This is a genomic window from Bradyrhizobium sp. KZN70725 (assembly GCF_055264925.1).
In genome coordinates this window covers 108,581-125,969 of record NZ_JBUYWT010000006.1, presented here as the reverse complement: position 1 = coordinate 125,969, position 17,389 = coordinate 108,581, and the positions used below count along the sequence as shown (strand labels likewise).

Annotated in this window: 19 protein-coding genes; 10 read left to right on the top strand and 9 right to left on the bottom strand. The window is 64.9% G+C overall.

The genetic code is table 11. The features are described from left to right. Nucleotides 1–125 precede the first annotated feature (125 nt). From hemW to rph, 3 genes are read right to left on the bottom strand one after another with little or no spacing between them, the layout of a single operon-like run. Nucleotides 126–1,283 (bottom strand): radical SAM family heme chaperone HemW, encoded by a 1,158-nt coding sequence (gene hemW, locus ACZBJS_RS08150; RefSeq protein WP_253588381.1) that lies wholly within the window; start codon nucleotides 1,281–1,283, stop codon nucleotides 126–128. Then, nucleotides 1,270–1,905, bottom strand: a complete 636-nt coding sequence (gene rdgB, locus ACZBJS_RS08145) for an RdgB/HAM1 family non-canonical purine NTP pyrophosphatase (RefSeq protein WP_057020354.1) — start codon at nucleotides 1,903–1,905, stop codon at nucleotides 1,270–1,272. Before rdgB ends, hemW begins: the two co-directional genes overlap by 14 nt. An 11-nt stretch (nucleotides 1,906–1,916) precedes the next feature. Next, entirely contained in the window at nucleotides 1,917–2,630 is a 714-nt protein-coding gene (gene rph / locus ACZBJS_RS08140) for a ribonuclease PH (RefSeq protein ID WP_016841497.1), read from the bottom strand. Nucleotides 2,631–2,812: 182 nt separating this feature from the next. Here rph and hrcA point away from each other — a divergent pair, with 182 nt between their 5' ends. Next, complete coding sequence (hrcA, locus tag ACZBJS_RS08135) at nucleotides 2,813–3,901, top strand: heat-inducible transcriptional repressor HrcA (RefSeq protein WP_016841498.1); 1,089 nt, start codon at nucleotides 2,813–2,815, stop codon at nucleotides 3,899–3,901. A 165-nt stretch (nucleotides 3,902–4,066) separates the two neighbouring features. Next, nucleotides 4,067–4,672, top strand: coding sequence for a nucleotide exchange factor GrpE (gene grpE, locus ACZBJS_RS08130; RefSeq protein WP_028341763.1), 606 nt, complete (start codon nucleotides 4,067–4,069; stop codon nucleotides 4,670–4,672). A 48-nt stretch (nucleotides 4,673–4,720) separates the two neighbouring features. On the opposite strand, the gene ACZBJS_RS08125 is transcribed toward grpE, so the two are convergent. The 4 genes from ACZBJS_RS08125 to ACZBJS_RS08110 all read right to left on the bottom strand — a co-directional run bounded on the left by ACZBJS_RS08125 (nucleotide 4,721) and on the right by ACZBJS_RS08110 (nucleotide 7,835). Then, complete coding sequence (locus ACZBJS_RS08125) at nucleotides 4,721–5,146, bottom strand: VOC family protein (protein ID WP_316398098.1); 426 nt, start codon at nucleotides 5,144–5,146, stop codon at nucleotides 4,721–4,723. Between the two features lie 68 nt (nucleotides 5,147–5,214). Then, nucleotides 5,215–6,069: a helix-turn-helix domain-containing protein gene (locus ACZBJS_RS08120; protein ID WP_316398097.1), complete on the bottom strand. Its 855-nt coding sequence runs from the start codon at nucleotides 6,067–6,069 to the stop codon at nucleotides 5,215–5,217. 22 nt (nucleotides 6,070–6,091) lie between these two features. Then, on the bottom strand, nucleotides 6,092–6,802 hold the full coding sequence (gene pncA / locus ACZBJS_RS08115) for a bifunctional nicotinamidase/pyrazinamidase (protein WP_316398096.1): 711 nt from the start codon (nucleotides 6,800–6,802) through the stop codon (nucleotides 6,092–6,094). Nucleotides 6,803–6,899: 97 nt separating this feature from the next. Beyond that, nucleotides 6,900–7,835, bottom strand: coding sequence for a hypothetical protein (locus tag ACZBJS_RS08110; protein ID WP_057020358.1), 936 nt, complete (start codon nucleotides 7,833–7,835; stop codon nucleotides 6,900–6,902). A 566-nt stretch (nucleotides 7,836–8,401) separates the two neighbouring features. Between ACZBJS_RS08110 and dnaK the strand changes: the two genes are divergently transcribed. The 8 genes from dnaK to ACZBJS_RS08070 all read left to right on the top strand — a co-directional run bounded on the left by dnaK (nucleotide 8,402) and on the right by ACZBJS_RS08070 (nucleotide 15,520). Next, nucleotides 8,402–10,303 carry a molecular chaperone DnaK gene (gene dnaK / locus ACZBJS_RS08105; protein WP_026192053.1) on the top strand — a complete coding sequence of 634 codons (1,902 nt, stop codon included), beginning with the start codon at nucleotides 8,402–8,404 and terminating at the stop codon, nucleotides 10,301–10,303. Between the two features lie 170 nt (nucleotides 10,304–10,473). Next, the gene (gene dnaJ / locus ACZBJS_RS08100; protein WP_316398095.1) at nucleotides 10,474–11,601 is read left to right on the top strand and encodes a molecular chaperone DnaJ; all 1,128 of its coding nucleotides are present in this window, start codon (nucleotides 10,474–10,476) and stop codon (nucleotides 11,599–11,601) included. A gap of 99 nt (nucleotides 11,602–11,700) precedes the next feature. Next, nucleotides 11,701–12,303, top strand: a complete 603-nt coding sequence (locus tag ACZBJS_RS08095; RefSeq protein WP_057020360.1) for a class I SAM-dependent methyltransferase — start codon at nucleotides 11,701–11,703, stop codon at nucleotides 12,301–12,303. Between the two features lie 48 nt (nucleotides 12,304–12,351). Further along, complete coding sequence (locus tag ACZBJS_RS08090) at nucleotides 12,352–12,930, top strand: NADPH-dependent FMN reductase (protein ID WP_076833724.1); 579 nt, start codon at nucleotides 12,352–12,354, stop codon at nucleotides 12,928–12,930. Nucleotides 12,931–12,936: 6 nt separating this feature from the next. Next, entirely contained in the window at nucleotides 12,937–13,647 is a 711-nt protein-coding gene (gene pyrF, locus ACZBJS_RS08085) for an orotidine-5'-phosphate decarboxylase (protein WP_316398094.1), read from the top strand. 21 nt (nucleotides 13,648–13,668) lie between these two features. Then, entirely contained in the window at nucleotides 13,669–13,965 is a 297-nt protein-coding gene (locus tag ACZBJS_RS08080) for a DUF1330 domain-containing protein (RefSeq protein ID WP_057020363.1), read from the top strand. Between the two features lie 71 nt (nucleotides 13,966–14,036). Then, a complete protein-coding gene (gene dapB / locus ACZBJS_RS08075; RefSeq protein ID WP_016841511.1) occupies nucleotides 14,037–14,849 on the top strand; it encodes a 4-hydroxy-tetrahydrodipicolinate reductase in 813 nt (270 codons plus the stop codon). Between the two features lie 47 nt (nucleotides 14,850–14,896). Then, on the top strand, nucleotides 14,897–15,520 hold the full coding sequence (locus ACZBJS_RS08070) for a 2,3-bisphosphoglycerate-dependent phosphoglycerate mutase (protein WP_076833727.1): 624 nt from the start codon (nucleotides 14,897–14,899) through the stop codon (nucleotides 15,518–15,520). Between the two features lie 124 nt (nucleotides 15,521–15,644). Here ACZBJS_RS08070 and ACZBJS_RS08065 read toward each other — a convergent pair whose 3' ends face one another. Beyond that, complete coding sequence (locus ACZBJS_RS08065) at nucleotides 15,645–16,541, bottom strand: methylated-DNA--[protein]-cysteine S-methyltransferase (protein WP_057020364.1); 897 nt, start codon at nucleotides 16,539–16,541, stop codon at nucleotides 15,645–15,647. A 273-nt stretch (nucleotides 16,542–16,814) separates the two neighbouring features. Beyond that, a complete protein-coding gene (locus tag ACZBJS_RS08060) occupies nucleotides 16,815–17,375 on the bottom strand; it encodes a DUF2244 domain-containing protein (RefSeq protein ID WP_316398093.1) in 561 nt (186 codons plus the stop codon). Between the last annotated feature and the right edge of the window lie 14 nt (nucleotides 17,376–17,389).

The window sequence follows — 17,389 nt, the reverse complement described above, 5'->3', positions numbered from 1 at the left end:
TTTCGATATTTGGCAGCATGCACCTAGAGCGGTTTCGAGCGAAGTGGATACCGGTTCGCGTGAAGAAAACGCGTCAAAACAAGAATCTAGAGCCTCGTTCCGATTCAATCGGAACGGGATAGGTTCTAGGCGGCGAGATCCGCAACGACCGCGTCGAGCACCGGGAATCCCGACGTCGTCACCCGCAGTCGTCCGTCGGCGTCGACGGCGATCGCGCCTTCCTCGCGCAGCATCGCGATCCGGTGCGGGTCGAGCTGGCGGCCGGAGAGCTTCGCATAGCGCTTGGGATCGATGCCCTCGGCGAGCCGCAGCCCCATCAGCAGAAACTCGTCGGCGCGTTCTTCGCTGTTGAGGCTGTCATCGCTGACGACGCCGTGACCGCGCTCCTCGACGTTCAACAGCCACGCCTCGGGGCGCCGCTCGGTTGCGGTCGCGTGCCTGACGCCATCGATGTCGAGCCGGCCATGTGCGCCGGGGCCGATGCCGGCATATTCCTCACCGCGCCAGTAGACGAGGTTGTGCTTGCACTCCGCGCCGGCGCGGGCGTGATTGGAGATCTCATAGGCCGGCAATCCCTCGCGGGCGCAGACCTCCTGCGTCACGTCGTAGAGCGCGCGCGCGGTCGCTTCGTCCGGCGTCTGCAATTTGCCGGCGGCATGCAGCCCGAAGAACGGCGTGCCTTCCTCGATCGTGAGCTGGTAGAGCGACAGATGCTCGGCCGCTTCCGAGATCGCCTGCTTCAGTTCATCGGCCCACATCCGCGGCGTCTGGTCGGGGCGGGCATAGATCAGATCGAACGAGTAACGGTCGAACGCAGAGCGCGCGATCGCGACCGCGTCGAGCGCCTCGCGCGCGGTGTGCAGGCGGCCAAGCGCCTTCAGCGAGACGTCATCGAGCGCCTGCACGCCGAGCGAGACGCGATTGACGCCGGCTGCGCGATAGCCGCGAAAGCGCGTCGCCTCGACGCTGGTCGGATTGGCCTCGAGCGTGACCTCGACATCGCGCGCCACCGTCCAGTGCTTGCCGATCGCATCGAGCACGGCACCGACGGTCTTCGGCTGCATCAACGACGGCGTGCCGCCGCCGAGGAAGATCGAGGACACCTGCCGCCCCGGCACGCGCGCGGCCGTCGTCTCGATCTCGCGGGCGAACGCGCGCACGAAACGCTCCTCGTCGACCGGCGCATGCCGCACATGGCTGTTGAAATCACAATACGGGCATTTCGACAGGCAGAACGGCCAGTGCACGTAGACGCCGAAGGCTTCTCGGTCAGCGTGGCTCAAGGCAGATCTCCGCGAGCTTCACGAAGGCGCGGGCGCGATGCGACAGGCCGAGCCCGAGCGGCGGCAGGCCGTGCTTCTCGATGCTGGTCATCTCGCCGAAGGTCCGCGTGTAGCCGTCGGGCAGGAAGGCCGGATCGTAGCCAAAGCCGGCGGTGCCACGCGGCGGCCAGACGAGGGTTCCATCGACGCGGGCCTCGACCTGCTCGAGATGATCGTCGGGCCAGGCCACGCACAACGCCGACACGAAGTGCGCCTTGCGCCGGTCCGGTGCGGTGGCGCCGCGTTCCTGCAGCAGCCGCTCGATCCGCGTCATCGCCGCCATGAAGTCCTTGCCCTCGCCGGCCCAGCGCGCCGAGTAGATCCCGGGCGCGCCGTCGAGCGCGTCGACCACGAGGCCGGAATCGTCGGCGAAGGCGGGCAGTCCGGTCGCCTTCGCTGCCGCGATCGCCTTGATCGCCGCGTTGGCGCGAAAATTGTCGCCGGTCTCCTCGGGCTCGGCGAGGTCGAGCTCGCCGGCCGACACCACCTCGACGCCGTGCGGCGCCAGCAGTTCCCGCATCTCGGCAAGCTTGCCGGGATTATGGGTGGCGATGACGAGCCTTCCGGTGATTCGGCGGTGCATGACCAATCTGACTACGCCACCGCGATCTTTTGCAAGTCGACCAGACGCGCGACACCTTTGCGCGCCAGCGCCATCAGCGCCAGGAATTCACCTTCCGAGAACGGCGTCTTCTCGGCGGTGCCCTGCACCTCGATGATCCGGCCGTCGCCGGTCATGACGAAATTGGCGTCGGTGTCGGCTTCGGAATCCTCGGCATAGTCGAGATCGAGCACCGGCGTGCCCTGGTAGATGCCGCACGAGATCGCCGCCACATTGTCGCGCAACACATTGGTCTTCAGCATGTTGCGGGTCTTCATCCAGTTGATGCAGTCGGCCAGCGCCACCCAGGCACCGGTGATCGAGGCGGTGCGGGTGCCGCCGTCGGCCTGGATGACGTCGCAATCGACCGTGATCTGGCGCTCGCCGAGCGCCTCGAGGTCGACGGCCGCGCGCAGCGAGCGGCCGATCAGCCGCTGGATCTCGACCGTCCGGCCGCCCTGCTTGCCGGCCGAGGCCTCGCGGCGGGTGCGTTCCAGGGTAGCACGCGGCAGCATGCCGTATTCGGCGGTGACCCAGCCGCGGCCCTGGCCCTTCAGCCACGGCGGCAGCCGCTCTTCCAGCGTGGCGGTCACCAGCACATGGGTGTCGCCGAACTTCACCATGCAGGAACCCTCGGCATATTTGACGACGCCGCGTTCCAGCGACACGGGACGCAGTTCATCGGGTGCACGGCGGCTTGGCCGCATGAAATCCTCCAGAAATCCGAGAAAATTGGCTGGCGGTGCTTGTAGGAGCGGGAAGGGGCAGCGGCAAGGGTTTTGGCGAGGGTTTTCGGCCCCGGTAGGGTCCGGTACGACGGGGCCGAATGCATGCTTGTCATCGGCCTCCCGGATCGACAAATTATGCAGTAATTGTGAGGGACTGGAGTGTGACTCACCACGATCCGATTGGCCTGATCGCGCCGCATGCCGGGCTCGCCCAGCTCAACGAGCGTTCGCGCGATATTTTTCGTCAAATCGTCGAAAGCTATCTCGCAACCGGCGAGCCGGTCGGTTCGCGCAACATTTCGCGCCTGATCGCATTACCGCTGTCGCCGGCCTCGGTCCGCAACGTGATGTCGGATCTCGAGCAGCTCGGCCTGATCTATGCGCCGCACACCTCCGCCGGCCGCTTGCCGACCGAACTCGGGCTGCGCTTCTTCGTCGATGCGCTGATGCAGGTCGGCGACCTCACCGAGGCCGAGCGTCAGTCGATCCAGACCCAGCTTGCGGCCGTCGGCCGCGCGCAATCCGTCGAGGCCGCGCTTGGCGAAGCCTTGACGCGGTTGTCGGGGCTGACCCGCGCCGCGGCGGTGGTGCTGACGCAAAAGTCGAATGCGCGGCTGAAGCACATCGAGTTCGTCCGGCTGGAGCCGGAAAAGGCGCTGGTCGTGTTGGTCGGCGAAGACGGCCAGGTCGAAAACCGCGTGCTGGCACTGCCGCCGGGTGTTCCATCCTCAGCCCTGACCGAGGCGACCAATTTCCTCAATGCGCGGATCCGCGGCCGGACGCTGGCCGAAGCGCGGCTCGAGCTCGAGACGGCACTGACGCAAAATCGCGCCGAGCTCGATCAGCTCACGCAAAAGGTGGTCGCGGCGGGCATCGCGAGTTGGTCCGGCGGCGAGAATGAGGACCGCCAGCTGATCGTGCGCGGTCACGCCAATCTGCTCGAGGACCTGCACGCGCTCGACGATCTCGAGCGCATCAAGTCGCTGTTCGACGATCTCGAAACCAAGCGCGGGGTGATCGATCTGCTCGGCCGCGCCGAACGCGGCGAGGGCGTGCGGATCTTCATCGGCTCGGAGAACAAGCTGTTCTCGCTGTCGGGTTCCTCGACCATCATCGCGCCCTACGGCGACGCCCAGGGGCGGATCGTGGGCGTCCTCGGCGTGATCGGACCGACGCGGCTGAACTATGCGCGGGTGATCCCGACCGTCGATTATGCCGCGCGCATCGTCAGCAAGATGCTGGGCGGCTGACCGGGGGGCGATTTCGCTTTCATTTGACGGGTTTTCTTCACCCAAGCCGGAGATCCCAGTTCCCGAGACCGGTATGTTGCGCTTGATTTTCGCCGCCCAAAGCACGATATCCCGGCAAGCAATCCCCAAGATTTGAACCGACGCGAGTTTTCGAGAAGGCAAGCCATGACCGATCCGAACCGGGCCAATGACAACACCGAGAATTCGGCGCCGACGGGTGAGCCCGTGGTCTCGAAGCCCTACATCATGCCTGACGAGCCCGAAGCCGGATCGGCGGAGGCGCTGACCAAGGAACTCGCCGAGGCGCGCGACCGGACGCTGCGCACCCTGGCCGAGATGGAGAATCTCCGCCAGCGCACCCGCCGCGAGGTCGCCGACGCCAAGACCTACGGCATCACCGGCTTTGCCCGCGACGTGCTCGATATCGCCGACAACCTGCAGCGCGCGCTCGATGCGGTGCCGGCCGAGACCAAGGAAGCCGCCGATCCCGGCCTGAAGGCGCTGATCGAAGGCGTCGAGCTGACCGAACGTTCGCTGCTCAACGCGCTGGAGAAGAACGGCGTCAAGAAGTTCGACCCGATCGGCGAGAAGTTCGATCCGAACTTCCAGCAGGCGATGTTCGAGGTGCCCGATCCGTCGGTGCCGTCGGGCACCGTGGTGCAGGTCGTGCAGGCCGGTTACATGATCGGCGAGCGCATCCTGCGTCCGGCGCTGGTCGGCGTCTCCAAGGGCGGCGCCAAGGCCGCCCCGACCGCTGACATCACCGCCTGATCCGTCCGATCCCGGACACCCGTCTGTGAGCTCGCGGATTGCGCGGGCTCACAGTCGCGGCTTCTCGTGTGCCTTCGGCCAATAGGTGCCGAAGCTCCAGAGATTTCCTTCCGGATCGCGGCAGGCGAAGTCGCGGCTGCCATAATCCGTGTTTCGCGGTTCCATCTCGATCTTCGCTCCGGCAGCCTTGACCTTCGCGTGCAGCGCGTCGGGATCGTCGACGGCGATATAGATCGAGTCGGTGCGGCGGTTGTCGAGGTCGCCGACCAGCCTGCCATATGCGTCGTCGCGGCTCTGGCCCAGCATCAGCATCGAGGAACCATAGGCGAGCTCGGCGTGATGGATCACGCCGCCATCGCGGTAGACGACGTGTTCGGTGAACCCAAGCACCGTCGTGAGCCAATTGGTCATCGCCTCGGCATCCTTGCAGCGCAGGGTTGGGTAGATGCGGGGCGGTTCGATGTCGTGCGTCATGGTCGCTCACCTCCTTGGCTGACGGCGCCATCCTGCACGGGGCAACGCGGCGTTGGCTTGAAGGTTTGTTACCAGTCCGCCAGCCCATCGCCGGCGTGAACCAGCCGGCGGTCGGTCAGCGCCCGGCGGCGCGCCCAGGCGGTTGGCGGTTCGCCTGCGAATTCGACGAACTCGCGGGCGAGATGGGCCTGGTCGGCATAGCCGCTTTCCGCCGCGATCCCCGCCCAGCCAAGCGCTGCGCCGCTTTGCGCCAGCCGGCTCGCCCGGTGAAACCGCATCATGCGCGCCAGCGATTTGGGGGCGAGGCCGAGTTCGGACCGAAACCGGCCAGCCAGATGCTTGCGGCTCCAGCCGATCTCGTCGGCCAATGCCGTGATGCTGATAGCGCCGGCCGAACGCGCCAGTTTTCGATAGGCGAACGCGATTTCGGGAGACGGCATGTGGCCGGCGCGGCGCAGCACGAACGCCTCGATCAGGTCGAAGCGGCGCTGCCAGCAGGTCACGGCGCCGAGCTGTTCGCGCAGACGACGGCCATCATGGCCGAGCACATCGTCGATATCGACCATGCGCCCGACCAGGTCGGTCACGGCGCCGCCGAAGAAGCCGTAGGCGCCGAGCGGGGTGAAATCGACCTGCACGCAGGCGGCGCGCCCGTCGGACTCGATGTAGACAGGCCCGGCATGCAGGCCGGCGGCGAAGCTGAGCTGACGATCGGCCGCACCGGGCTCGCGCGACAGCGCGATCAGGAACGGCGAGCCGAAACTGATGATCAGCGGGACGATCAGCGGCGCGGTCTGCCGCTGCGCGAACCGGCCCGTTGCGGTCTCGCGATAACCGGTGATCCGGACGATCAGGCCAGCCATGCGCGGCGACGGCAGGCGCTGCGCGAGATCGAATGCATGAGGTGACGCAGGCTCGGCCATGCGAATCTCGCGAGGCTGCGTCTTACGCGATATCCGAGGACTGGATGCGCTTGACGCCGGCCTTGGCCAGGTCGTCCCAGGCCTTGGCGAGCGATCCCTGGGTGTCGATGCCGCGGCAGGCATCTTCCACCACATAGGTCTCGAAGCCGGCCTTGCGCGCATCGAGCGCGGTCCATGCCACGCAGAAATCGGTGGCGAGCCCGGCCACGAAAACCCGCTCGACGTTGCGCGCCTTGAGATAGGCGGCGAGCCCGGTGGTGGTCTTGCCGTCGGCCTCGGTGAAGGCGGAGTAGCTGTCGACGTCCTTGTGAAAACCCTTGCGGATGATCAGCTCGGCCTGCGGGATCGCGAGTTCCTTCGACAGCGATGCGCCGTCGGTGCCCTGCACGCAGTGGTCGGGCCACAGCACCTGCTTGCCATAGGCAAGGTCGACGGTCTCGAACGGCTTCTTGCCGGAATGGGTCGAGGCAAAGGAGATGTGTCCGGGCGTGTGCCAGTCCTGCGTCATCACCACATTGGCAAAGCTCTTGGCGATCCGGTTGATCACCGGCACCACCTGCTCGCCGTCCTTCACCGCGAGGCTGCCGCCAGGCAGGAAGCAGTTCTGGACGTCGATCACGAGCAGCGCGGAGCCGTCGTCGGGCTTGATCGCAGCCGCCCAGAGATGTTTTGGAACCAGCGCGGCAAGCGCCAGCGTACCGAGGCCTGCAACAACCTGTCGTCGATCCGGCATCGAGCCCCTCCTCGCTTTGATAATTGCACGAGGAGGCTAGTTCCGTTCGGCGAACGACGAAAGTGGGATTTTTCCGACTGGAGCTGCGAGCGGCTGATCAGCCGCGCGGCTGGATGCCGTCGCGCACCGCGCGGAAGCGCGGGAAGGCCTTCTCCCAATCGGTGCGCGGGGAGCTGCCGATGATACGCATCGATGTCTGCGCGCCGAATCGCAGCCACTGCACGATGGTCACCGGGGTATTGTCCTTGCCGCTGACGGCGTCGATGCGCGTCTCGAAGCCGGGCTGGCCGTCGATCCGGATCGGTTCGGACATGGTGATCCGCCCGTCGCGCACGCCGGGGATCGTGGTGGCGATCTGCTGGGCGAAGCGGCCGCGATCATCCGGTGTGGCCGGGGCCGAGCCGATGATGCCAAGCAGCATAAAGGGCTTGGTCTCAAGGCCCTTGTCGTCGCCGTCGGCCATCAGCAGCGCCGCGCCCGGCGCCAGCATGCGGACATTCTTGAAGCTGCTCAGCTCGGTGACCTTGAACGGCATCATGCTTAGCTGCTCGTCGACCGGCACCTCGTTGCGGATCTGGGCGGTGGCGAACATCTGCCGCACGGCGTCGTCGGTGTAGATCTTGCTCGCGTTCTCCGGCACCTGCACCGCGACATAGCCGGAGAAGGTCGGTCCCGGCAGGATCATGGAATAGCGCCGCACATTGGTGGTGCCGTCACGCGCGCTCTCCACGGTGTAATAGGCGAGGCCCGCCGGCGTCTCGAGGCTCTCCGGCTTGATGTTTCCGCTACCAGCCGGGTTGGCCTTGAAGGCGCTCACGACCTCGTTGTAGGCGTCCGCGGGCAGATCGGCGATCAAGACCTTCACGCCCTGGTCCTCGGTCTCGAAGCCGATGAACGACTTGGCGCGGTTGAGGCCCACCAGCGGCTTCATCCCGACATGCGCGCCCGGCGGAAACACCACGTCGGCGGCAAAGCCACGACAGGTGGCAGCAAGCAGCAAGGCAACCGCAACGAGAAGTCGAAAAGGCGTCATGGGGAATCTACCGGTTTTGCTTGGTGGCCGCGCAACGGGGCCGGTGCAGGGCTGGATGGCCTCTTTCAGTCGGACCGCTTTTAGCGGTTTTGATGACCCTGTAACAGGCCGCCAAAGCCGCACTCCGGGCCTGCAGGCCCGATTCCAGGGGCTTTTCGTGCCCATTGGCTGGCACTTTCCAGTTTCCCGACGTTTCCGACGATCGGCCACCAGCGGCCAAACAGCGCGCCCTCGGCCTGCGCCCGCTTCCGCATACGACGTTTGTGAGTGTTCACTCAACAGCGCGGACGTCGCGTGGCGGATGTTCGCGGTCGACGGCGTGCCGCATCATTGCCGATTTGTTAACTTGGATCGGGCTTGAACCGGCGCTGCGGCCGGGCTGACACAATCTTTCAAACGTCAGTCTTTTCAGGCCTCAACGTTGCGTCCAGTCCTTGCGGGCAGGACCCTCTCTCCTATATCAGGCTCACCGTCGCAATATCGCGAGTATGTGAACGTCTGGGGGTTCGGTACGGAGCGCCGTCAGGGCCCAACCAACCTGCCGTAGCAAAGAGGATATCAAAACCATGGGTAAGGTCATTGGGATCGACCTCGGCACCACGAATTCGTGCGTCGCCGTAATGGATGGCAAGAACGCCAAGGTGATCGAGAATGCCGAGGGCATGCGAACGACGCCGTCGATCGTTGCTTTCACTGACGATGGCGAGCGCCTCGTCGGCCAGCCGGCGAAGCGCCAGGCGGTGACCAATCCCGAGCGTACGTTCTTTGCGGTGAAGCGCCTCATTGGCCGCCGCTATGACGACCCGATGGTCGAGAAGGACAAGAAGCTCGTTCCCTACAAGATCGTCAAGGCATCGAACGGCGACGCCTGGGTCGAAGCCGATGGCAAGACCTATTCGCCCTCGCAGGTCTCGGCCTTCATTCTGCAGAAGATGAAGGAGACCGCTGAGGCGCATCTCGGCCAGAAGGTCGAGCAGGCCGTCATCACGGTTCCCGCCTATTTCAACGACGCGCAGCGTCAGGCCACCAAGGACGCCGGCAAGATCGCCGGCCTCGAAGTGCTGCGCATCATCAACGAGCCGACGGCTGCCGCGCTCGCCTACGGTCTCGACAAGTCGAAGTCCGGCACGATCGCCGTGTACGACCTCGGCGGCGGCACCTTCGACGTCTCGATCCTCGAGATCGGCGACGGCGTGTTCGAGGTGAAGTCGACCAACGGCGACACCTTCCTCGGCGGTGAAGATTTCGACATGCGCCTGGTCGGCTATCTCGCCGACGAATTCCAGAAGGAGCAGGGCATCAACCTGCGCAACGACAAGCTTGCCCTGCAGCGCCTGAAGGAGGCTGCGGAGAAGGCCAAGATCGAGCTGTCGTCGACCACGCAGACCGAAATCAACCTGCCGTTCATCACGGCTGACCAGACCGGTCCGAAGCATCTGACGATGAAGCTGACCCGCGCCAAGTTCGAGGCGCTGGTGGCCGATCTCGTCGAGAAGACCATCGAGCCGTGCCGCAAGGCGCTGAAGGATGCCGGCCTGACCGCCGGCGAGATCGGCGAAGTGGTGCTGGTCGGCGGCATGACCCGCATGCCGAAGATCCAGGAAGTCGTGAAGCAGTTCTTCGGCAAGGAGCCGCATAAGGGCGTCAATCCCGACGAGGTCGTCGCGATCGGCGCTGCGATCCAGGCCGGCGTGCTGCAGGGCGATGTCAAGGACGTGCTGCTGCTCGACGTGACCCCGCTGTCGCTGGGCATCGAGACGCTGGGCGGTGTGTTCACCCGCATCATCGACCGCAACACCACGATCCCGACCAAGAAGAGCCAGGTGTTCTCGACCGCCGAAGACAATCAGGGCGCTGTCACCATCCGGGTCTTCCAGGGCGAGCGTGAAATGGCGGCCGACAACAAGATGCTCGGCCAGTTCGACCTGATGGGTATTCCGCCGGCTCCGCGCGGCATGCCGCAGATCGAGGTGACCTTCGACATCGACGCCAACGGTATCGTCAACGTCTCGGCCAAGGACAAGGCGACCGGCAAGGAACAGCAGATCCGGATCCAGGCATCCGGCGGTCTGTCCGAAGCCGACATCGACAAGATGGTCAAGGACGCCGAGGTCAACGCGGCCGAGGACAAGAAGCGCCGCGAGGCTGTCGACGCCAAGAACCATGCCGACGGGCTGGTTCACTCGACCGAGAAGGCTCTGGCCGAACACGGTTCGAAGATCGCCGACACCGAGCGCCGCGCGATCGAAGACGCCGTCAGCGACCTCAAGGAAGCGCTGAAGGGCGACGACGCCGAGGCGATCAAGGCCAAGACCAACACGCTGGCGCAGGCTTCGATGAAGCTCGGCGAGGCCATGTACAAGCAGCAGGCCGAGGCCGATGCGGCCAAGGACGCTGCTAAGGATGACGTTGTCGACGCGGAGTTCACCGAGGTCGACGACGACAAGAACAGCAAGAAGTCTGCTTAAGCGGATTTGCGATCATGACCCTCACACCAATGAGCACGCGCCGCGTCTCAGAGGAGTGGGGGTCATTTTTCTTTAAGGCGATCGCTGCATCTTCCAGACAGGCGCAATCCTTGACGCAATCGTCGGCGCAATCTTTGGCGATCGCGATGAACTTCGGACGGAATTGAAGGATGTCCACCAAGCGCTGCTATTACGAGACCCTCGAGGTTGAGCGGAACGCGGACGAGACCAAGCTCAAATCGGCTTTCCGCAAGCTCGCGATGAAATGGCATCCGGACAAGAATCCGGGCGACGCCACCAGCGAAGTCCGATTCAAGGAAATCAACGAAGCCTATGAGGTGCTGAAGGACGGCGACAAGCGCGCCGCCTATGACCGCTTCGGCCATGCCGCTTTCGAGCAGGGCATGGGCGGTGGCGGCCCCGGCTTCGGCGCCGGCTTCGCCTCATCCTTCTCCGACATTTTCGAAGACCTGTTCGGCATGGCCGGGCAGCGCCGCGGCGGCGGCCGCGAGCGCGGCGCCGACCTGCGCTACAACATGGAGATCACGCTCGAGGAGGCCTTCCAGGGCAAGACCGCGCAGATCGAGATCCCGGTCTCGGTCACCTGCGAATCCTGCTCGGGCACCGGTGCCAAGGCCGGCACCAAGCCGAAGACCTGCTCGCATTGCGGCGGCGCCGGCCGTATCCGGCAGGCCCAGGGCTTCTTCACGCTGGAGCGGACCTGTCCCGGCTGTCAGGGCCGCGGCCAGATGATCGAGGATGCCTGCACCTCCTGCGCCGGTTCCGGCCGGGTGACGCGCGAGCGCACGCTGTCGGTCAACATTCCCCCGGGCGTCGAGGACGGCACCCGCATTCGTCTCGCCGGTGAAGGCGAGGCCGGTGTCCGCGGCGGACCGCCCGGCGACCTCTACATCTTCCTGTCGCTGACCACGCACCAGTTCTTCCAGCGCGACGGCGCCGACCTGCACTGCCGTGTGCCGATCTCGATGGTGACCGCAGTGCTCGGCGGCGAATTCGAGGTGCCGACCATCGACAAGGGCAAGACCAAGGTGAAGGTGCCGGCCGGCACCCAGTCCAGCCGGCGATTCCGCATTGCATCAAAGGGTATGCCGGTGCTCCGTTCGCGCCAGACCGGCGACATGTATGTCCAGGTCGTGGTCGAAACTCCGCAGAATCTGACCAAGAAGCAGCAGGAACTGCTGATGGAGTTCGAAATGCTGTCGTCCGGCGCAACCCAGCCGGAGGCAGCGGGTTTCTTCTCTAAGGTCAAGGACTTCTTTGGCAATCGCTCCGTCTAGCCGCAGTCGTTATGCTTGACCGTAACGACTTCGATCTATACGTCTTTGTGACTGTTTTCTGACAACCGCTCGATTGTGCGGTCCCCGCCTGGTAGCGACATGCCTTTGCAATCGTCCGTGCGTGCGTCGAAGAAGCCCCTCCGTCTCGACGACGAGGTTCGATTTCTCCGTTCATGGATGGAGAAGCCGCTGCATATGGGCGCGGTGATGCCGTCCGGACGGCTGCTCGCCCGCACCATGGCGCAATATGTCGATCGCGACGCCGAGGGGCCGGTCGTCGAACTTGGACCCGGCACCGGGGCGATCACCAACGCGCTGATCGAGCACGGCGTCGACCAGAAGCGTCTCGTCCTGGTCGAATACAATCCCGGTTTCTGCGCGTTGCTGCGCGAACGTTATCCGCAGGCCAAGGTGGTCCAGGGCGACGCCTACAGGCTCCGCGACACGCTGTGGGATGTCATGAAATCTCCCGCCTCGGCCGTGGTCTCCGGCCTGCCGCTGGTCACCAAGCCGATGTTGACCCGCCTGAGGCTGGTCCGTGACGCTTTCCTGGCGCTCGCACCCGGCGCGCCGTTCATCCAGTTCACCTATTCGGTGGTGCCTCCGATTCCGAAGTCGCTGCCGGGCGTGTCCACAGAGGCCTCCGAGCGGATCTGGATGAACCTTCCGCCCGCGCGGGTCTGGGTGTATCGCAAGGGCTGACCACCCGGCGCCGTCGCGCCGGGCGAGCGCCTTACCTGCGATTTCAAAATGTCCGCGCTGAAAATCCTCGTGATCCCCGGATCGCTTCGGTCAGGCTCGCTCAATGCGAAGCTGGCTGCCGTGCTGGCGCACGAACTGGCGCAATCCGGCGCCGACGTCACCCGCATCTCGCTCGGCGATTTTCCGCTGCCGATCTATGATGGCGACCTGCAGGCGAAATCCGGCGTGCCGCAGCATGCCGTGAATCTGAAACGGATGATCGGCGCCCATCATGGCGTGCTGATCGTGACGCCGGAATACAATTCCTCGGTGCCGGCGCTGGTGAAGAACACGATCGACTGGGTGAGCCGCGTGCAGGATCCGCATGAGGTGCGAGGTCAGGTGTTCCACGGCCGCGCGTTCGCGATCTCAGCCGCATCCGGCAACCGGCTCGGCGGCACCCGCGCGCTCGCGGCGCTGCGCCTGATCCTGTCGGCGTGCCGCGCCACCGTGATCCCGAACCAGCTCGCGCTGTCATTCGCCGAGCAGGCCTATGACGATATGGATCATCTGAAGCACCAAGCCGACATCGACGCGATGCAGGCGCTGGTGCGGCAGCTGATCGACCAATCCCAACGCATGATGTGAGGTGACATGCAGCCAGCCAGGATCGCTCCAAGAGACCGGTTGATCGTGGCGCTCGATCTGCCGTCCGTCGCCAGCGCCGAGGCGATGATCGACCGGCTCGGCGATGCCGTCACCTTCTACAAGATCGGCTATCAGCTCGGTTATGCCGGCGGCCTCATCCTGGCGAAGCAGCTTGCAGGCAGCGGCAAGAAGGTCTTCCTCGATCTGAAGCTGCACGACATCGGCAACACCGTCGCGCGCGGGGTCGAAAGCGTCGCCGGGCTTGGCGCGACCTTCCTCACCGTGCATGCCTACCCGCAGACCATGAAGGCGGCGGTCGAGGCACGCGCCGGCTCCGGCCTGAAGATCCTCGCGGTGACGGTGCTGACCTCCTACGACGACACCGATCTGCATGCGGCGGGCTATCGCCTCAACGTCTCCGATCTCGTCGAAGCGCGCGCCAAACAGGCGCAGGCGCTTGGCGTTGACGGCCTCGTCAGCTCGCCCGAGGAGGCCGCCGCCTTGCGCAAGATCGTCGGCGACCAGATGAACCTGGTGACCCCGGGCATCCGCCCCGCAGGCTCGGCGATCGGCGACCAGAAGCGCATCATGACGCCGGCTCGCGCCATTGCCGCCGGCGCCGACTATCTCGTGGTCGGGCGTCCGGTGATGGAAGCCGCCGACCCGAAGGCATCAGCCGAAGCCATTCACGCCGAAATCGCCCAGGCGCTCGCCTGAACAACAAGAGGGAGAACAGAGATGGCGAAGGGATACTGGATTGGACGCGTCGACGTTCACAATGAGGAAGGCTACAAGCCCTACATGGCGGCCAACCCTGCCATCTTCCAGAAATTCGGCGGCAAGTTCATCGTTCGCGGTGGCAAGTTCACCGGCGTGGAGGGCCAGAGCCGCTCCCGCAACGTCGTGATCGAATTCCCCGATTACGCGACCGCGCTCGCTTGCTACCAATCGCCGGAATACCAAGCCAACATCAAGGTGCGGCAGCCGCATTCGATCGCCGACCTCATCATCATCGAGGGGCACGACAGCCCATAGTCCGCACATCGGGTAGCCGGTTCGGTTGCCGGAACAGCCTTGGCTCGCTATATCGCGTGGAGAGGTGAGCCATGGCTGACATGCGTTTGATCGTTGCGGGAGCCGGCGGCCGGATGGGCCGCACGCTGACGCGGGTGATTTCCGAAACCCCGGGGGCGGTGCTGGTCGGCGCGCTGGAAGCGCCGGGCTCGGAACTGCTCGGCAAGGACGCAGGCGTGCTCGCCGGCCTCCCCGCCAATGACGTCAAGCTGTCGGCCGATCTGTGGTCGATGTCGGCCGGCGCCGACGGCATCCTGGATTTCACCGTGCCGGCCGCGACCATCGCCAACGTCGCGATCGCGGCCGAGCGCGGCCTCGTTCACGTCATCGGCACCACCGGGATGTCGCCGTCCGACGATGCGGTGATCCGCAGCGTGACCAACCGCGCCATCGTGGTGAAGTCAGGCAATATGAGCCTCGGTGTCAATCTGCTCGCCGCGCTCGTCAAGCGCGTCGCGCAATCGCTCGACCAGAGCTTTGACATCGAAATTCTCGAGATGCACCACAAGTCCAAGATCGATGCGCCGTCGGGCACCGCCTTGATGCTCGGCGAAGCCGCGGCCGCGGGACGCGGAATCGCGCTCGATCAGCATTCGGCGCGCGGCCGCGATGGTCTCACCGGCGCGCGGCGCGCGGGCGATATCGGCTTTGCCTCGTTGCGCGGCGGCACCGCGGCCGGCGATCACAGCGTGATCTTTGCCGGCCCCTCCGAGCGCATCACGCTCTCGCACCATGCAGAAGATCGCGCGCTGTTCGCGCAGGGCGCGCTGAAGGCAGCGCTGTGGGCGCATGGCAAGAAGCCCGGCATGTATTCGATGGCCGACGTCCTCGGGTTGAGCGACTGACACCGCTCGACGGAATGAAATCCAGCTAAGCGAAAACGGAATCTGAAATGAGTGATCGTCTCCTTGTGCTCGTTCGTCACGGTCAGAGCGACTGGAATCTGAAGAACCTGTTCACCGGGTGGAAGGACCCTGATCTCACCGAGCAGGGCGTCAACGAAGCCAACGAGGCCGGCCGCAAGCTGAAGGCGCAGGGCCTGTCGTTCGATGTCGCGTTCACCTCCGATCTTACCCGTGCGCAGCACACGCTGAAGCTGATGCTGGAGCAGATCGGCCAGACCGGATTGCCGACCACGAAGAATCTCGCGCTCAATGAACGCGATTACGGTGATCTCTCCGGCCTCAACAAGGACGACGCCCGCAAGAAGTGGGGCGAGGACCAGGTTCTGATCTGGCGCCGTTCCTACGACGTGCCGCCACCCGGCGGCGAAAGCCTGAAGGATACGCTGGCGCGCACGCTGCCTTATTACGTGCAGGAGATCCTGCCCGGTGTGCTGCGCGGCCAGCGCACGCTGATCGCCGCCCACGGCAATTCGCTGCGCGCGCTGATCATGGTGCTGGAGAAGCTGACGCCCGAGCAGATCCTCAAGCGCGAACTCGCGACCGGCGCGCCGGTGATCTATCGGCTCAATGCCGATTCCACCGTAGCGTCAAAGGTCGATCTCGCGGGGTAGAGGTTTGATGTTGTCATTCCGGAGCGATGCGCAGCATCGAACCCGGAATCTCGAGATTCCCCGGTGCGCAATTGCGCACCTGAGGTCTGGTCCTTCGGACCATCCCGTAATGACGAGATAGAGGTTAGTGCAACCCCACCTGGCCGGCTTCCCAGCCCAGCATCGCCTGCTTGCGGGTGATGCCCCAGTGATAGCCGGTCAGCGCGCCGCTTTTGCCGAGTGCGCGATGGCAGGGCACCACGAACGACACCGGGTTGCGGCCGACCGCGGCGCCGACCGCGCGCGAGGCTTTCGGGCTGTTGATCTTGCAGGCGATGTCGGAATAGCTGACCGCGCGGCCCATCGGGACCTTGAGCAGCGTCTCCCACACCCGCACCTCGAAGTCGGTGCCGATCAAGACGACGCGCAGCGGCTGGTCCGCCCGCCACAACCTTGTATCGAACACGCGCTGCGCCAGCGCGGCGGTGCCGTCGGTGTCCTCGACATAGGTCGCGTTCGGCCAGCGCCGCTTCATGTCGGCGAATGCGGTCTGCTCGTCGCCGTGATCGGCGAAGGCAAGCCCCGCAAGCCCGCGATCCGTTGCGATCACGATCGCGGTGCCGAACGGCGAGGGATGGAAGCCGTAGCGCAGCGTCATGCCGCCGGCGCCGGTCTTCCATTCGCCCGGCGACATCGCCTCATGCGTGACGAACAGGTCGTGCAGCCGTCCCGGCCCTGACAGGCCGGAGTCGAGTGCCGCGTCGAGCACGCTGGCGGAATCGCGCAGCAGGTTCTTGGCGTGGTCCAGGGTCAGCGCCTGCATGAAAGCCTTCGGCGTCAGCCCGGCCCAGCGGCGGAACAGATGGTGCAACTCATCCGGCGTGACGGCGGCGGCATCGGCCATCGCTTCGATGGTCGGCTGTGTGCGCCAATGCTCCGAGATGAACGCGATGGCGCGCCGAACCGAGTCATAGTCGCGCAGCGCGGCGCTCTGGAGGCCCGGCTTGGCCAGGCGCTGGTCGTGTATGGCGAGTGTCATCATGGTGTCTGATTTAGGAGCCATGGCGCGTCCAAACCACCCGATTTCTGACAAGCATGATCCGGAAAAGTGGGGACCGGTTTTCCGGCAAGATCATGCTCAAAAGTAAGCTCGACTAGTGTCCCGAATCCGAAGTTCGTATCATTTGCCGCACCTTCGGAGCGAACTTCGGATTCGATAAGGACACTAGCAAACCTTTGATTCTAGTGTGCTTTATGAATGCGAAGTTCGTGAAAGTGGTTGCCGCGAAATCGCACGAACTTCGCATTCAGCACACTAGTGGATGGGGTTGTAAGTCGGGCCGCGTTTTGCGGCGTTGAGCGCCGCCGTCAAGGCCTTGGAGAAGCTGGCCTTTTCGTCCGGTCCGAGGAAGCTGCCAACGCTGACCCGGCGGCCCCGGGAGACCAGATAGAGCCGCTCGATACCGAACTCCTCATGCGAGATCTGTTCGAACCGCACCCAGAGCGGATTGAGCACCCATTCGGCCACATGACCGCGATGGCTGATCCTGCGCACCCGCAGTTCCGACGCCGTGACGGTGATCTCCTCGCTCGCCTTGGCGGTGCGGAAATTGACCTTGAACGCCCAATAGATCACCAGCGCGTCGAGGCCGAAGAAGCCGAAGATCGGCCAGGCGCCCAGCCACCAGAACACCGCGCCGGCAATGAAGCTGACCACGGTGACGAACGACATCAGCACGATAAAGCCGGTGCGATTCAGCGAGCGGTGCGGCGTCAGCAATGCCGAGAACAGTTTGGGCTCGGCCTCAGCGGCCTCAGCCGCGAGATCATTGGCCCTGCGGTCTTCGCCCGGATCAAAGTCGTTGCCTGCGGTCATGGCGTATCAGTATA

Coding starts and splice junctions, on each gene's coding strand:
- ACZBJS_RS08125 (WP_316398098.1), bottom strand. CDS start 5,146: ATGACGCACGACATCGAACCGCCCCGCATCTACCCAACCCTGCGCTGC.
- ACZBJS_RS08120 (WP_316398097.1), bottom strand. CDS start 6,069: ATGGCCGAGCCTGCGTCACCTCATGCATTCGATCTCGCGCAGCGCCTG.
- ACZBJS_RS08095 (WP_057020360.1), top strand. CDS start 11,701: ATGCCTTTGCAATCGTCCGTGCGTGCGTCGAAGAAGCCCCTCCGTCTC.
- grpE (WP_028341763.1), top strand. CDS start 4,067: ATGACCGATCCGAACCGGGCCAATGACAACACCGAGAATTCGGCGCCG.
- ACZBJS_RS08080 (WP_057020363.1), top strand. CDS start 13,669: ATGGCGAAGGGATACTGGATTGGACGCGTCGACGTTCACAATGAGGAA.
- dnaJ (WP_316398095.1), top strand. CDS start 10,474: ATGTCCACCAAGCGCTGCTATTACGAGACCCTCGAGGTTGAGCGGAAC.
- ACZBJS_RS08110 (WP_057020358.1), bottom strand. CDS start 7,835: ATGACGCCTTTTCGACTTCTCGTTGCGGTTGCCTTGCTGCTTGCTGCC.
- pncA (WP_316398096.1), bottom strand. CDS start 6,802: ATGCCGGATCGACGACAGGTTGTTGCAGGCCTCGGTACGCTGGCGCTT.
- ACZBJS_RS08090 (WP_076833724.1), top strand. CDS start 12,352: ATGTCCGCGCTGAAAATCCTCGTGATCCCCGGATCGCTTCGGTCAGGC.
- ACZBJS_RS08065 (WP_057020364.1), bottom strand. CDS start 16,541: ATGATGACACTCGCCATACACGACCAGCGCCTGGCCAAGCCGGGCCTC.
- pyrF (WP_316398094.1), top strand. CDS start 12,937: ATGCAGCCAGCCAGGATCGCTCCAAGAGACCGGTTGATCGTGGCGCTC.
- rdgB (WP_057020354.1), bottom strand. CDS start 1,905: ATGCACCGCCGAATCACCGGAAGGCTCGTCATCGCCACCCATAATCCC.
- ACZBJS_RS08060 (WP_316398093.1), bottom strand. CDS start 17,375: ATGACCGCAGGCAACGACTTTGATCCGGGCGAAGACCGCAGGGCCAAT.
- ACZBJS_RS08070 (WP_076833727.1), top strand. CDS start 14,897: ATGAGTGATCGTCTCCTTGTGCTCGTTCGTCACGGTCAGAGCGACTGG.
- dnaK (WP_026192053.1), top strand. CDS start 8,402: ATGGGTAAGGTCATTGGGATCGACCTCGGCACCACGAATTCGTGCGTC.
- rph (WP_016841497.1), bottom strand. CDS start 2,630: ATGCGGCCAAGCCGCCGTGCACCCGATGAACTGCGTCCCGTGTCGCTG.
- dapB (WP_016841511.1), top strand. CDS start 14,037: ATGGCTGACATGCGTTTGATCGTTGCGGGAGCCGGCGGCCGGATGGGC.